Source organism: Amycolatopsis sp. NPDC102522 (assembly GCF_055584485.1).
In genome coordinates, this window is sequence record NZ_JBVJLY010000023.1 from 1 (window position 1) to 14,765 (window position 14,765).

General features: G+C 69.1%; 13 protein-coding genes. 10 read left to right on the top strand and 3 right to left on the bottom strand.

Annotated features, from left to right (window positions below):
- Positions 1-60: 60 nt before the first annotated feature.
- Both ACZ6YV_RS35650 and ACZ6YV_RS35655 read right to left on the bottom strand, forming a co-directional pair.
- Positions 61-762, bottom strand: a complete 702-nt coding sequence (locus ACZ6YV_RS35650) for a transposase family protein (protein WP_465513802.1) — start codon at positions 760-762, stop codon at positions 61-63.
- Positions 763-1,229: 467 nt separating this feature from the next.
- Complete coding sequence (locus ACZ6YV_RS35655) at positions 1,230-2,225, bottom strand: LLM class flavin-dependent oxidoreductase (protein ID WP_465513803.1); 996 nt, start codon at positions 2,223-2,225, stop codon at positions 1,230-1,232.
- A 174-nt stretch (positions 2,226-2,399) separates the two neighbouring features.
- On the opposite strand from ACZ6YV_RS35655, the gene ACZ6YV_RS35660 reads away from it, so the two are divergent.
- Entirely contained in the window at positions 2,400-6,215 is a 3,816-nt protein-coding gene (locus ACZ6YV_RS35660; protein ID WP_465513804.1) for an nSTAND1 domain-containing NTPase, read from the top strand.
- Positions 6,216-6,476: 261 nt separating this feature from the next.
- Here the strand turns inward: ACZ6YV_RS35660 and ACZ6YV_RS35665 are convergent, their stop codons facing one another.
- Positions 6,477-8,591 carry a HelD family protein gene (locus ACZ6YV_RS35665; protein WP_465513805.1) on the bottom strand — a complete coding sequence of 705 codons (2,115 nt, stop codon included), beginning with the start codon at positions 8,589-8,591 and terminating at the stop codon, positions 6,477-6,479.
- 104 nt (positions 8,592-8,695) lie between these two features.
- On the opposite strand from ACZ6YV_RS35665, the gene rsmD reads away from it, so the two are divergent.
- The 9 genes from rsmD (at position 8,696) to rnc (ending at position 14,732) form a co-directional block, all read left to right on the top strand.
- The gene (gene rsmD, locus ACZ6YV_RS35670; protein ID WP_465513806.1) at positions 8,696-9,268 is read left to right on the top strand and encodes a 16S rRNA (guanine(966)-N(2))-methyltransferase RsmD; all 573 of its coding nucleotides are present in this window, start codon (positions 8,696-8,698) and stop codon (positions 9,266-9,268) included.
- A 62-nt stretch (positions 9,269-9,330) separates the two neighbouring features.
- The gene (coaD, locus tag ACZ6YV_RS35675; protein ID WP_378242842.1) at positions 9,331-9,813 is read left to right on the top strand and encodes a pantetheine-phosphate adenylyltransferase; all 483 of its coding nucleotides are present in this window, start codon (positions 9,331-9,333) and stop codon (positions 9,811-9,813) included.
- A 99-nt stretch (positions 9,814-9,912) separates the two neighbouring features.
- Positions 9,913-10,602, top strand: coding sequence for a ribonuclease domain-containing protein (locus ACZ6YV_RS35680; protein ID WP_465513807.1), 690 nt, complete (start codon positions 9,913-9,915; stop codon positions 10,600-10,602).
- 67 nt (positions 10,603-10,669) lie between these two features.
- Entirely contained in the window at positions 10,670-11,194 is a 525-nt protein-coding gene (locus ACZ6YV_RS35685) for a SigE family RNA polymerase sigma factor (RefSeq protein WP_465513808.1), read from the top strand.
- Positions 11,194-11,970, top strand: a complete 777-nt coding sequence (locus tag ACZ6YV_RS35690) for a hypothetical protein (protein ID WP_465513809.1) — start codon at positions 11,194-11,196, stop codon at positions 11,968-11,970. Before ACZ6YV_RS35685 ends, ACZ6YV_RS35690 begins: the two co-directional genes overlap by 1 nt.
- A gap of 128 nt (positions 11,971-12,098) precedes the next feature.
- Complete coding sequence (locus ACZ6YV_RS35695) at positions 12,099-12,824, top strand: DivIVA domain-containing protein (RefSeq protein WP_465513810.1); 726 nt, start codon at positions 12,099-12,101, stop codon at positions 12,822-12,824.
- A 273-nt stretch (positions 12,825-13,097) separates the two neighbouring features.
- Positions 13,098-13,715, top strand: coding sequence for a YceD family protein (locus ACZ6YV_RS35700; protein ID WP_465513811.1), 618 nt, complete (start codon positions 13,098-13,100; stop codon positions 13,713-13,715).
- Positions 13,716-13,787: 72 nt separating this feature from the next.
- Entirely contained in the window at positions 13,788-13,970 is a 183-nt protein-coding gene (gene rpmF / locus ACZ6YV_RS35705; RefSeq protein ID WP_005160412.1) for a 50S ribosomal protein L32, read from the top strand.
- Between the two features lie 15 nt (positions 13,971-13,985).
- Positions 13,986-14,732, top strand: coding sequence for a ribonuclease III (gene rnc / locus ACZ6YV_RS35710; RefSeq protein WP_465513812.1), 747 nt, complete (start codon positions 13,986-13,988; stop codon positions 14,730-14,732).
- The last annotated feature ends 33 nt before the right edge of the window (positions 14,733-14,765 follow it).

Sequence of the window (14,765 nt, forward strand, 5' to 3'; positions counted from 1 at the left end):
AAATACCCTCGCCGCCCTCTTCCCTGATCGCCTGCCACTCCACTAGAATCAAAGAAGAAATCATCCGTGGCTTACACGGAAATCATGACAGAGCCCTCTCACCACGATCGTGCCGGTCGCCCCTGCCCGCCGCGCGAGACCGATAGCCTCGGTGATCATCGATGCCGCCCCGCGGCGGGAATCAGCGTTCCCGCCGCGCAGCCGCGCGGCCAGGACCACCGGCGCGCAAACCGGGCTGGAGAGGGTGGCGACCAGGTGGTTCAGGCCGCGGACCCCGTTGTAGGCGAACCCGTTGCCCTGTTTGGCGTGGCCGTAGGTTTCCTTGATCTTGGCGTCGATGTCGATAAACGCCAGCTGCTCGGCCCCGGCCAGCAGCGACGGCACCCGTTCCGCTAGCCGGACCAGCGCTTCGGCCGCCGCCGAGGAGAGCTGACCGACGTGGCCGTGGGTGAACCCGCGCAGCCACGACCCACAGGTCGAGGGCGCGCGGAGACCGGTGAACACCCGGCGCATCCCGCCATGCCGGATCACATCGAGGTCCTCGATCGAGTCCGCGCCCGCGACCATGCCCGCCAGCACCGAGAGTGCTTTCGTGCCCGTGTTCGCGCCGACCGGGATACCCAGGTCAACCCGGTCTTCGATCAGCCCGCCCAGGCCGACGTCCTCGGCCAGCCGCAGCACCGGCACCAGCCCCGCGCACGACACGAGACCCGCATCGTCGAACCTCGCCGACACCGATCCGGCGGTATGAGAAGATCGCATCCAGCAGATGCCCTCTCGCTAGGTGGATTTGTTCCGTCGCAAGAACAATCATCCCAAGCCAGAGGGCATTTGCGCGCCCACGACACGACCAACCCCGCCAACAACACCGGTGGATCCAGGTTGAGCGTCCCTATTTCCACACACTCCTCACCCTGAGTGACAACTCGCGCCCTCGTCGACCCGACACCTTTGCCTTACCCCTCAATAGAACACGAACCGCTACTCACGACCCCAGAGAGCAGGGCTACCTGTCGTCGCCCGTCGGTCGCCAGCCCTTCCAGCCCTCCACCGGTCGCCACGTCCTCCCTGCCCGTCTGCAGGCGCTAGGAAAGGTCCTTTCCTTGCAAATTTGGCAAGGAAAGGACCTTTCCTAGCGCGGCCCGCACCTGGCGCCAAACGCGTGAAGGCCCCCCTTCCCTCGACTGAGCCGAGGGAAGGGGGGCCTTCACGCGCAAATACCGGCGGCGTCAGCGAGCCAGCTCGGACACCAGCTCATAGGAGCGAACCCGGTCCGCCTGGTCGTGCACCATGGTCGTGATCATCAGCTCGTCCGCACCCGTGTCGGCCAGCAGCGTCTCGAGTCCCTTGTGGACCGTCTCGGGCGAACCGATGATGCTGCTCGAAGCCCGGTCCTCGATGAACACGCGCTCGATGTCGGTGTACGGGTAGGCCGCGGCGTCTTCCGGCGTCGGCAGGGGGATGGGACGCCCCTTGCGCAGGCTGAGGAACGTCAGTCCGCTGGGTGCGGCCAGGTACTGGGCCCGTTCGTCGGTCTCGGCGGCCACCACGGAGACGCCGAGCATCACGTACGGCTCGTCCAGGACGTCCGACGGTTTGAACGCGTCGCGGTAGAGCGCCACGGCGGGCAGCGTGTTCTCGGCGCTGAAGTGGTGCGCGAACGAGAACGGCAGGCCCAGTTCGCCCGCCATCCGCGCGCTGAAACCGCTCGACCCGAGCAGCCACACCGGCGGCTTGTTGCCCTCGGCGGTCACGGCGTTGACGGCGCGCTGGTCGGAGTGCTCGAAGTAGGCCAGCAGTTCCGCGAACTGCTGCGGGAAGTTCTCCGCGGTGAGCCCGCCGGGGCCGCGCAGCGCCAGCGCGGTCCGCTGGTCGGTACCCGGGGCCCGTCCGATGCCGAGGTCGATCCGGCCGGGGTGGAACGCCTCCAGTGTGCCGAACTGCTCGGCCACCACCAGCGGAGCGTGGTTCGGCAGCATGACCCCGCCGGAGCCGACCCGGATCCGTTCGGTGGCCGCGGCGACCTGGCCGATCATCACGGCTGTCGCGGAACTCGCGATACCGGGCATGTTGTGGTGCTCGGCGAGCCAGTACCGGTGGTAGCCGAGTGCTTCGGTCCGGCGGGCGAGGTCGAGAGTGTTGCGCAGCGAGTCGCCAACGCCGCCTCCGGCCACGACGGGCGAGAGGTCGAGCACGGACAGCGGGATGTCAGGCAAGGAGGTCACGCATCGGTACAACGCCGCCCGCCCTCGATCCCTTCCCGTGACATCGAGCACCTGTCGATCGATCGAAATTAACCGACGTGATGTACCGGGTATCCGGCGGGCCGCCGCCGTTTTCACGGTACGGTTGCCCCCGAATGCGACCGTGGGAAAACCACTGAAAAGAAAGGATTGAGGGTGCCGCGTCCGGAGCGACCTTTGGACCCCGGGGACGATCCGTTGCTCGAGTTCGCCGCCGATCTCCGGCGATTGCGCGAGAAGGCCGGAAACCCGACGTACCGCGAGCTGGGCAGGCGTGCCCATTACTCGGCGGGCACCCTCTCCGAAGCCGCCGGCGGGAAGAAGATGCCCAGCTTGGCGGTCACGTTGGCCTACGTCCGGGCGTGCGAAGGGCCCGAAGCGGAGTGGGAGACCCGATGGCATGACGTGACCGAGCGGACGCGCACCGGAGTCGGCGATTCACCGGTTGCCCCGCTGAATGGGGAATCGGCCCCTTATATCGGGCTCACCGCATTCGGGCCGGATGACGCGAGCCGATTCTTCGGTCGCGAACGACTTGTCGAGAAACTCGTTACCCGGCTTTCGGGGCAAAGATTTCTCGCGGTTCTGGGAGCTTCCGGTTCCGGTAAGTCGTCTTTGCTCAAGGCGGGTCTGCTCCCGGTGGCGGCCGAGAAGTCCGTGACCCTGCTGATGACCCCCGGTTCGCGGCCGCTGCAGGAATGCGCCGTCCAGTTCGGCGCCGCGCTCGGGCTCGCGCCCGGTGGGCTGCTCGCCGAGTTCACCGAGCATCCGCGCAACCTCGGCCTCGCCGCGCGCCAGCTGGTCGCCGACCGCGAGGGTGACGTCGTGCTGGTCGTCGACCAGTTCGAAGAGGTCTTCACACTTTGCCAGGACGTCGACGAGCGCGCGGCCTTCCTCTCCGCGCTGGTCACCGCGACGGCCGAGCCGGAGAGCCGGACCAGGGTCGTCCTCGGCATCCGCACCGACTTCTACACGCATTGCGCGCGGCATCCCGAGCTGGTCGAGGCCATGCAGGACGCGCAGATCCTCGTCGGCCCGATGAGTACCGAGGAGCTGCGGCAGGCCATCTCGCGGCCGGCGATCGACGCCGGGTACCGCGTCGAGAACGCGCTGGTCTCGCGGCTGGTCGCGGACGCGACAGGACAGCCCGGCGTGCTGCCGCTGCTTTCGCACGCGCTGCTGGAGACCTGGCGCCGCCGCCACGGCAACACCCTCACCCTCACCGGCTACGAGTCCACCGGCGGCATCGAGCGCTCGGTCGCGCAATCCTCCGAGCACACCTTCACCGCGCTGAGCGACCATCAGCAGCGGCTGGCGAACCAGATCTTCCTGCGGATGACCGCGCTCGGCGAAGGCACCGAGGACACCAAACGCCGCATCAGGCGCGACGAGGTGGACGCCGACGATCCCGACGTCGCCGTCGTGTTGGACAGGCTGGCGTCGTCGCGGCTGGTCACCCTCGACGACAACGGCATCGAGATCGCGCACGAGGCGCTGATCCGCGGCTGGCCGCGCCTGCGCGAATGGCTCGCCGAAGACCGTGAAGGCCTGCGCGTGCACCGCCAGCTCACCGAGGCGACCGAAGCGTGGGAATCGGTCGGCCGCGACGACGGCTGGCTCTACCGCGGTGCGCGGCTGTCCATCGCCGTGGAGTGGGCAGGCGAGCACGACAGCGCGCTCTCCCAGCGCGAACGCCGGTTCCTCGACGCGAGCGTGGCCATCGAGAACCACGAGCAGGCCGTCGCGCGCCGCCGCACCCGGCGGCTGCGCCAGCTGGTCGCGCTCCTGGCGGTGCTGCTGGTGCTGGCGACGGCCGCGATGGCGTACGCCGTCCGGGCCGAGCAGACCGCGACCGGCCAGCGCAACAGCGCGCTCGCGCAGAAGGTCGCCGGGCAGGCGGTCGCGATGCGGGCGACGAATCCGGGACTGGCCGCGCAGCTCGCGCTGGCGGCGTATCGGGTCGATCCGGGCACGGAAACCCGGAGCAGCGTGCTCGGGATGGTCGCGTCGCCGTATTCGACCCGTGTCCCCGGGCACGCCAACCGGGTCAACTCGGCCGCCCTGCGCGGCGACGGCCGGGTGATGGTGACAGGCAGCTGGGATCAGACGGCGAAGCTGTGGGACGTCAAGGATCCCTACCGCCCGACCGAACTGGCCACGCTGTCCGGGCACACCGAAAACGTCAATTCGGTGGCGTTCAGCGCCGACGGCGGCGTGGTCGCGACGGCGGGCTGGGACAAGACGGCGCGGCTGTGGAACGTCGCCGATCCCGCGAAACCCGGCCCGGGGGTGGTGGTCGGGGAGCATCCGAGCCGGGTCAACGCGGTCGCGTTCAGCCCGACGGCGCCGGTGCTGGCCACCTCGGACGGCGACGGCACGATCCGCCTGTTCGACGTCCGCGATCCGGCGAAACCGCTGCTCGTGGCCACCCTCACCGGGCACACCGGCAACGTCAACGGTCTCACCTACGCCCCCGACGGCCGGACGCTCGCCTCGGCGGGCGCGGACAAGACCGCGCGGCTGTGGGACGTCGCCGAACCGCTCAAGGCCAAGCCGCTCGGGGTGGTGGCGGGGCACACCGCAGGGGTCCACGCCGCCGCGTTCAGCCCGGACGGGAAGACGCTCGCCACCGCGAGCATCGACCAGACGGCGCGACTGTGGGACGTCGCCGACCCGATGGCGCCGGCTCCGCTGGCGACGATGCCGGCGCACAAGACCATCGTGCGGTCCGTGGCGTTCAGTCCCGACGGGACGACGCTGGCCACGACCGGTTTCGACCGCAACGCGCGGCTGTGGGACATCACCGATCCGAAGAAGCCGCGCGAGAAACTGCCGCTCACCGGGCATACCGCGGCCGTGGTCTGGGCGGTGTTCTCCCACGACGGCCGCACGCTGGTGACCGCGAGCGACGACCAGACGGTGCGGCTGTGGGAGGTGCCGGGGCCCGTGATCAGCGGCCCCGCGAGGTCGGCCTGCCGGGCGGTGTTCAGCTCCGACGGGAAACTGCTGGCCACCGGGAGCCAGGACGGCGTGGTGCGCCTGAACGACGCCCGCGATCCGCGGAACCCGCGTGAGCTGGGCAGGATCACGGGCTTCGGCGGTGGCGTCTGCGGTCTCGCGTTCAGTCCGGACGGCCGGACGCTCGCCGCCGGGTCCTGGGACCACACGATGCGGCTGATCGACGTCACCGATCCGGGCAAGCCCGCAGACCTCGGCGTCTTCAGCCGTCCCCCGGAGGACATCGACGCGGTCGCGTTCAGTCCGGACGGCCGGACCCTCGCGACCGCGGGCACCGGTCACACGGTGAAGCTGTGGGATGTGGCGGACCCGCGGAAACCCGTCGAACTCGCGACTCTGACCGGACACGAGGACGACGTCCATTCGCTCGCGTTCGCCCCGGACGGCCGCACCCTCCTGACCGGGGGCTGGGACCACACCGCGCGGCTGTGGGACGTCTCGATGGTGAAGACGCCGAAGCAGCTTTCTGTGCTGAAGGGTCACACCGACACCGTGTTCTCCGTCGCGTTCAGCCCGGACGGCAAACTCGCCGCCACCGGCGGTGCCGATCGCACCGCGCGGATCTGGGACGTGTCGGATCCGGCCGCTCCGCGGGAGACCGCGCTGGCGACAGGGCACACCGACATCGTCATCTCGGTGGCGTTCAGCGGCGACGGGAAGACCTTCGCGACCGGCAGCTACGACCGGACCGTGCGACTATGGGATGTCGCCGATCCCGGCTCGGTCCGCGAGTCGGCGACCCTGGCCGAGGATGTCGACAGGGTCAACGCGGTGGCGTTCGCCCCCGACGGGCACACGCTCGCGGGCTCCGTCGCGGATGGCAGCGTGCGGTTGTGGGAGACGAGCGCCGAGCGCGCCGCCGAACGCGTCTGCGCGACCGTGTACCCGCGGATCACGGCGGCGGAGTGGGAACAACACCTGCCGGGGCTCGATTACCGGCCTCCGTGCCCGTGACCACCGCCGATTTCGTTGTTCGGCGTTGTTGTTCGGTGAAACCGCCGTGACACCGAACAACGATTAGGCGCTAGAAATACCCCTGGACGTGCGATACGTCCCCAAGACGTTTCACTCACCGGGGGTCTGAAGGGCTCCTTCAGGACATTCACCAGTGCCCTGAAGGAGCCCTTCAGCTTTTTTCGTGGCTTTCCCCGCATACGACGCGACGAAAGGGCCCTTCACCGCGTCGCATGCGGTGAAGGGCCCCTTCAGCCCAAGTCAGACGGCGGGGATCCAGTCCGGGTTCGAAGCCAGGACGGTCAGCTGCTGGGTCGCGCGGGTCAGCGCCACGTACAGCACCCTGCGTCCGGTGGTCGACTCCGTGATGAGGTCGTTGGGCTCCACCAGGACGACGGCGTCGTACTCGAGGCCCTTGGAGTCGAGGCTGCCGACGACCTTGAGCCGCTCGTCCGAGAACCCGTCGAGCCAGCCCTCGACCTCGGGCACCCGGTCCATGGCGGTGATCACCCCGACGGTGCCTTCGACGGACCCCATCAGTTCCTTCACCGCGGCCTGCGTCGCCGCTTCCAGCCCGGCGGCCTCGACCGGCCGGACCTCCGGCGTGATGCCGGTCTGCCGCACCGCGCGTGGGAGCTCGTCGGCCTCGGCGTGCCCGGCGACGACCTTCGCGGCCAGGTCGAAGATCTCCGCCGAGTTCCGGTAGTTGGTGCGGAGGGTGAACCGGCGCCGCGTCGTCTTGAGCCCGAAGGCCTGGTCCCGCGCCATCGCGGCCTCGGCCGGATCAGGCCAGGAACTCTGCACCGGGTCGCCGACCACGGTCCAGCTCGCGTACTTGCCGCGCCGTCCGACCATCCGCCACTGCATCGGCGAGAGGTCCTGCGACTCGTCGATGACCACGTGCGAGTACTCGTCGTAGTGCTCGGGCCGGGTCGGGGCGCCACCGCGGTCGGGGTTGACCTCGATGTGCTGGCGGGCCCGGCGGCTCTTGGGCGGCTGCCCGATCAGGACGCGCAGCTCGTCGAGGAGCGCGATGTCCGCGATGGTCCAGCCGCGGGAGCGATCGGCGAGGTCGGCGGCGAGCATGCTGATCTCGTTGCGGTTGAGCAGGCCCTTCGCCGCGCTCGCGAGCCGCTTCTCGGCGCCCAGCCACCGCAGGATCTGCGCCGGGTACAGGATCGGCCACCACACCACCAGGAACCGGTGGAACTCGATCCGCTCGCCGAGCTCGGAGATCAGCTCGGCCTTGTCGAGCTGGCGGCCGTCGTCCTTCGCGTGCTGGTCGGCCTTCGCCGCAAGCGCGTCGAGCAGCAGCTCGGCGGCGCGGATCCGCGACCGGTTCGGCGGCCCGCCCGCGGTGTGGACCTTGCGGCGCACCTTGTCGAGCTCGCGCGCGTTCAGCCGCAGCACCTCGCCGCGGTAGACGATCTTCATGTCCTCGGGCGCCTCCGCCGGCGTGTCCCGCAGCGCGCGCAGCAGGATCTTGCGCATCCGCAGTGAGCCCTTGATCGCCGCCAGCGGTGCCGGGTCCTGCCTGGTCGCTTCGAGGCCGTCGAGGACCTCTCCGAGCGCGCGCAGTTCGACGTTCGTCTCGCCCATCGACGGCAGCACCCGCGAGATGTAGCTGGTGAACACCCCGGACGGGCCGATCACCAGCACGCCCGCGCCGCCGAGCTGGCGGCGGTAGCGGTAGAGCAGGTACGCCGCGCGGTGCAGCGCGACCGCGGTCTTGCCGGTGCCGGGACCGCCGGTGATCTCCGTGACACCGCGCCACGGCGCCCGGATGACCTCGTCCTGTTCCTTCTGGATGGTCGCGACGATGTCCCGCATCTTCTCGCCACGCGACCGTCCGAGCGCGGCCATCAGCGCACCCTCGCCGACGATCTGCATGGACTCGGGGACCGCGTCGGCGATCAGCACGTCGTCGTCGACGTCGAGCACGTTCTGCCCGGAACACCGGATCACCCGGCGCCGGACGACGTCCATCGGCTCCTCGGCCGTCGCCTGGTAGAACGCCGCGGCCGCGGGGGCGCGCCAGTCGGTGACGAGGTTGTCGAACTCCGCGTCGCGGATACCGAGACGGCCGACGTAGATGTGGTCGTTGTCGAGGTGGTCGAGCCTGCCGAACACCAGCCCCTCGTACTCCGCGTCGAGAGTCTGGAGGGTCTGATTGGCGTGGTACACCATCATGTCCCGTTCGAACAGCATCGACGCCTGCTCGAAGATCGCTTCCCGCCCGGCTCCATGGCCGATCTCATAGCCCTTGGTACGCATGGCCTCTGCCTGGGCTCGCAATTCGGCGAGCCGGGTGTAGACGGTGTCCACATGGGCTTGCTCGATGGCGATCTCGGCCCGTCTGACCCGAGGTTCGGACACGCAACGCTCCTAAACGCTTCTATCGCCTCCGAGGGCGAAGGACGACTCTACGCGAGCTGGGCGGCGCCTTCACCAAGTCCCGTCCAACGTCACGGCGGAAGCCGTTGAGGCACGATGCTCCAATGACCAGGATCGTGGCGGGGACCGCGGGCGGCAGGCGGTTGAAGGTCCCTCCGAAGGGCACCAGGCCCACATCGGAACGCGTGCGTGAAGCGCTGTTCAACGCGCTCGATGTCGCCGGTGAGCTGCAGGGGAGCAAGGTCCTCGATCTTTATGCCGGTTCGGGCGCGCTCGGGCTGGAGGCGTTGTCCCGCGGTGCGTCGGGCGCGCTGTTCGTCGAGTCGGACAGGCGCGCGGTCGAAGTGCTCAAGGGGAACGTCGCCGCACTGGGGCTCGGTGGCACCGTCCGGGCAGGGGCCGTCGAGTCGGTCGTCGCCGTTCCGGCGCCCGAAACGTTCGACGTCGTCCTCGCGGATCCGCCGTACGCCGTGGACTCCACCCGCCTGGGGGAGGTCATGGCCGCGCTCGCGGCGGGCCGGTGGGTCGAGGACGGGGCGCTGGTGGTGATCGAACGGGCCGCGCGGGACGGCGAGCCGGACTGGCCGCCGGGCTTCGAGCCGATGCGGACGAAGCGCTATGGCGACACCGCGCTCTACTGGGCCGAATATCAGGTGTGACGCCGCACTGGGAAAGCGCACAGGACGCGCAGCAGGCCCTCTGCCTTGGTAGCGTCCGCGCCATGCGGCGTGCGGTCTGTCCCGGGTCCTACGACCCGGCCACCAATGGACATCTCGACATCATCGAGCGGGCGGCGAGGCTGTTCGACGAGGTCGTCGTCGCGGTGGGGGTGAACAAGAGCAAGAAGGGCCTGTTCACCACCGAGGAGCGGATGGACATCCTCCGCGAGATCACCGCGAAGCTGCCGAACGTGCGCGTCGACTCCTGGCAGGGCCTCCTGGTCGACTACTGCCGCGAGAACGACATCATCGCGGTCGCGAAGGGCCTGCGGTCGGTCAGCGACTTCGACTACGAGCTCCAGATGGCCCAGATGAACCGCGAGCTGACCGGGCTCGAAACGCTCCTGATGGCGAACAACCCGGCGTACGGTTTCGTGTCGAGCTCGCTGGTCAAGGAGATCTCCGCGCTCGGTGGCGACATCGAGCACCTGGTACCGCCGATAGTGTTCAAACGCCTCTCGGAGAAGTACTCCGAGCGAGGTTGACCCGAACGGCCGAGGCCGTTGGTCGGTCAGCGGTGAGCGGCGGTGGAGAGTTCATCTCGACGCCTTCTGGCGAACACACGATCGGGTTACGGTCCGAAAATGACCAACAAACGATCGCGGGCAGCCGCCGCGCTGCTCGTTCTGCTCGTCACATTCTTCGGCGGGGTCGGTGCGGCGCAGGCCGCCGCCCCCGTCTCCATCCAGCAGAACCCCTGTGGGGATCTCACCGGGTTCAAGCACACGTCGCTCTCGGCGCTGCCCGCCGAGGCGACGACGACGTACAACCTCATCCAGAAGGGTGGGCCGTACCCGTACCCGGACAACGACGGAACGGTCTTCTCGAACCGGGAGAACATCCTCCCGAAGTGCGCTTCGGGCTACTACCACGAGTACACCGTCCCGACCCCGGGCTCGTCGAACCGCGGCACGCGCCGCATCGTCACCGGGACCGGCGGGGAGTACTTCTACACCGGCGACCACTACAAGACCTTCTCCGTGGTCGACGTCAAGGGCACGCCGTCGCCGTCCTGCGGTGACACCTCGAAGCTGACGAAGGTCGGCTACTCGACGCTGTCTTCCGCGGCGAAGTCCGTGGTGGACAAGGCCCGCGGCGGCGCGACCGGCACGGTCTACGAGAACCGCGAAGGTGTGCTGCCGTCGTGCGCCGCCGGCTACTACCAGCTGTTCCCGGTGGGCACGAGCGACCGCGTGATCTCCGGCAAGGGCGGCGAGATCATCTACACGCCGGACCGCTACGCGACCTTCAAGTCGGTCAATCTCAACGGCTGAACCACCCATGCAACGTTTCGTGCCTCCCCGTCCGTGAGATACACCGGAACACGGATGAGGAGGCACGATGCGGTCTGGGGACGATGCGAGCTTCAGGGAGTTCGCCAGAGACAAGGCGCTACCGCTCCGGCGGACGGCGTACCTGCTCTGCGGCGACTGGCATCTCGCGGAGGATCTGGTCCAAACCGCGCTGATCAAGCTCTACCGGGTCTGGCCGAAGGCCCGCCGGAAAGGGCCCGTCGACAACTATACGAGGCAGATCCTGATGCGCTGCTGGCTCGATGAGCGGCGACGACCATGGCGGCGGAAAGAGAACCGCGACGGCATCGTCCCCGAAGAGCCCACAGCCCCGGCCGGCAGCACTGATGCCGGTATTTCGGATTCACTGCTTCGAGCCCTCGCCGAAGTTCCGCCGAAACAGCGCGCCGCCGTCGTGCTGCGCTACTGCGCCGATCTCCCGGTCGCGGAGGTCGCCGTCGCGCTGCGCTGTTCGGAAGGGACGGTCAGGAGCCAGGCCGCGCGGGGGCTCGACGTCCTCCGCGCGGCCCTGCAGAGACAGCACGACGAGGCTGTCTCCGGGAGGAGCGCGTGATGGACGAACTCGAAAACAGGCTGCGCGGGATCACACTGGCCGAGCCCCCGCTCGGCTTCGACCCGGACGAGGTCGCCGGCACGGCGGCGAAGAAGGTGCGAAGCCGTCGGGCGGTCTTCGCGACGGGGGCCGCGACGCTGGCGGTGATCGCGGCGGCGGTGGTGTTCGTGGCGCCCGCCGGGCCCGTGGTCACGCCCGCCGTGCCGACGTCCCCGCCGGCCGCCCGGTCCGCGCCACCGGTTGCGACGGAGGTGGATCTGACGGCACAGAAGGCGAGGGTCAGCGGGCATCTGGCCGCCGCGCTGCCTGCCGTGCTCACCGGGGCGACGGACATCCGGATCCGTTCCGCACATCAGTTGCGCACCTGGGACATCCTCATCTTCATGGTCAGCTACCGAGACTCTTCCGGCGCCGAGCGTCCCTTGATCATCACGCTCCTCGGAACCGAGGCCGCCAAACGGGGATTCTCGCTCGAAGACAGCTGTGAACCGGGCCGCAAGACCCGCGGCGATTTCGACGCGGACATCGGCGGGGTGACGAGCGGCGAACCAGTGGACTGCGTGAAGCTGCCCCAATCGGACGGGAGCACCGTCGTCGTCACCGGCACCGTCCCGTCGCTGCCCCCGGGCGACAACGACCCTGGCCGCGACGCGACCGTGTACCGGGTCGACGGCACGTCGGTCTCCGTGTCCAGCGGCGCGAGCGACTGGGGTTCGCGTCCGGCGGACGAACAGCTGATCAAGCTGGTCATGGATCCGGAGCTCGACCTCCGGTGACCGGTGTGCGGTGCCGGGCGGGTCCGTCGGGGGACACGCCCGGTACCGCGTGCTTTCACCCCTTACAGCGCCGGTGCGGGCAAACTGAGCTCAGGGAATGTGGGGATCGCTGTAGGTAGGGAGTGGCCGTGTACCGGGTTTTCGAGGCGCTCGACGAGCTCGTCACCATCGTGGAGGAAGCCCGCGGCGTGCCGATGACCTCCAGTTGCGTAGTCCCGCGCGGGGAGGCGCTCGAACTGCTCGACGACATCCGCGACGCCCTTCCGGGTGAAGTGGACGACGCGCAGGACGTCCTCGACAAACGTGATCAGCTGATCCAGACCGCCCGCACCGAGGCGGCGGAGACGATCACCACGGCGAACACCGAGGCCGACCGCACGGTCGCCGACGCGCAGGCCGAGGCCGAGCGCATCCTCGCCGACGCCCGCGCCCGCGCCGAGCAGATGATGGGCGACGCGCACGGCGAGGCCGAGCGCATGGTCGCCGCCGGACAGGCCGAGTTCCAGAGCCTCACCGACCGGTCCCGTGCCGAGTCGGAGCGGATGATCCAGGCCGGCCGCGACGCCTACGAGCGCGCCATCGAGGACGGGCGCGCCGAACAGGCCCGCCTCGTCGCGCAGACCGAGGTCGTCCAGGCCGCGCATGGCGAAGCGGCGCGCATCGTCGACGAGGCGCACGTCGAGGCCGACAAGCAGCGCAGCGACTGCGACGCCTACGTCGACGGCAAGCTCGCCGAGTTCTCCGAACTGCTGGCGACCACGCTGCGGACGGTCGACTCCGGGCGCAACCACCTGCGGTCCCCGGTCAACCTGCCGGGCAACAGCCGCACGTCGCTCTACGACTACCAGAGTTAATTGCTCGCGCGCTGACGGTTCCAGTTGCTCGCGCGCTGACGAAAACTCGCCGAAGGGGCGCCGGCCCGTACGTCACTCACGTCGTGCGGGAAGGCGCCCCTTCATCGAGTTTTCGTGGGCCTTCGGCCCGAAAGAGGGCGCGTGAGGGGTGAAGTCTCCGTTCGGCGCTGCGCGCCTTCGCGGAGACCGTTCGGTGCTGGAGCCGCGGTCACCTGGGGGTGTGCGGGGGCGTGCTGGTAAACCGGTGGCGGGCACTGCGTACCCTGGTCATCGATGTCTGAGAACAAGTCGCCGCAGGCCAGGCCTGCGCAACTGCACGACCGGAGCCCGTGGGTGCTCGACACCCGCGAACTCGGCCGTCACGCCGGCCTGAGCAAGGCCGTCCAACGCACCGTGCCCGTCGAGACCGCACTCGGGGTGCCCGACGTCATCACCATCGACGTCGGCTCCAACCTCGAACTCGACCTGACACTCGAGTCCGTCGTCGAGGGTGTGTACGTCAGCGGTACGGCCTCCGCCGTCGCGACGGGGCACTGCTCGCGGTGCCTCGACCCGATCACCGAGGACGTCGAGGTCGACCTGACCGAGCTGTTCGCGTACCCGGGCTCCGCGACCGAGGAGACCACCGACGAGGACGAGATCCCCCGTCTGGTGGACGACCGGATCGACCTCGAGCCGACGGTCCGCGACGCGGTGGTGCTGGCGTTGCCGCTGGCCCCGCTGTGCACCGAGGACTGCCAGGGTCTGTGCATCGAATGCGGTGTCAAGTGGGCCGATCTCGAGCCCGGGCACGGGCATGAGAAGATAGACCCTCGGTGGGCCACACTGGTGAAGCGTTTCGGCGACGAAACGACCGATGACCAGGCTGATGGCCCCGGAAAGCAAGCCTGACGAGCACCAGCTCGTTCCGGAGAAGCAAGTTCGCTCGCGACCGCGGGCAGACCGTCTGAAGGAGATCTACTCGTGGCCGTCCCGAAGCGGAAGATGTCGCGATCCAACACCCGCGCGCGCCGCAGCCAGTGGAAGGCGGCTCCGGTTCAGCTGGTGCCCTGCTCCAACCGCGCCTGCAAGCAGCCGAAGCTCCAGCACATCGCGTGCCCGGCCTGCGGCCAGCACAACGGTCGCCAGGTCGTCGAGCCCGCCTGATCGGCAGCTGACGACATGGGGGGCAAATCGGCCGGTGGACCGCCCGCTGACCCCGCACCGCTGCTCGAAGCACTCGGGATCACCATCGAACCCGGGCTGCTGACGCTGTCGCTGACCCACCGTTCTTATGCTTATGAGAACGGTGGGTTGCCGCCGAACGAGCGCCTGGAATTCCTCGGGGACGCGGTGCTGGGTCTGGTCGTCACCGACCATCTCTACAACACCCATCCCGACCTGGCCGAAGGTCAGCTCGCGAAGCTCCGTGCCAGCGTGGTCAACATGCACGCACTGGCGCGGGTCGCGCGCGGCCTCGGCGAAGGCGGCCTGGGCAAGCACCTGTTGCTGGGCAAGGGCGAAGAGCTCACCGGCGGCCGGGACAAGGCGAGCATCCTCGCCGACGGGCTCGAAGCCGTCATCGGCGCCGCGTACCAGCAGCACGGCATCGAACTCGCACGCCAGCTCGTGCACCACCTGTTCGACGGCCTGCTCGCCGAAGCGCCGCTGCGCGGTGCCGGCCTGGACTGGAAGACCAGTCTCCAGGAGCTGACCGCGTCGGCAGGGCTCGGCGTACCCGAGTACAAGGTCGAGGACACCGGACCCGATCACCGCAAGGAGTTCAGCGCCACCGTCCTCGTCGGCGGGCGTGAACTCGGCTACGGCTCGGGGACGACCAAGAAGGAAGCCGAGCAGAAGTCCGCCGAGACGGCCTGGCGCCAGCTTTCGGCTGAGCTCGACATCGAACAGCCGCCGAAGACGACCTGAGTCCTCTTCAGCGGGACGGTTCGTTGACGCTTC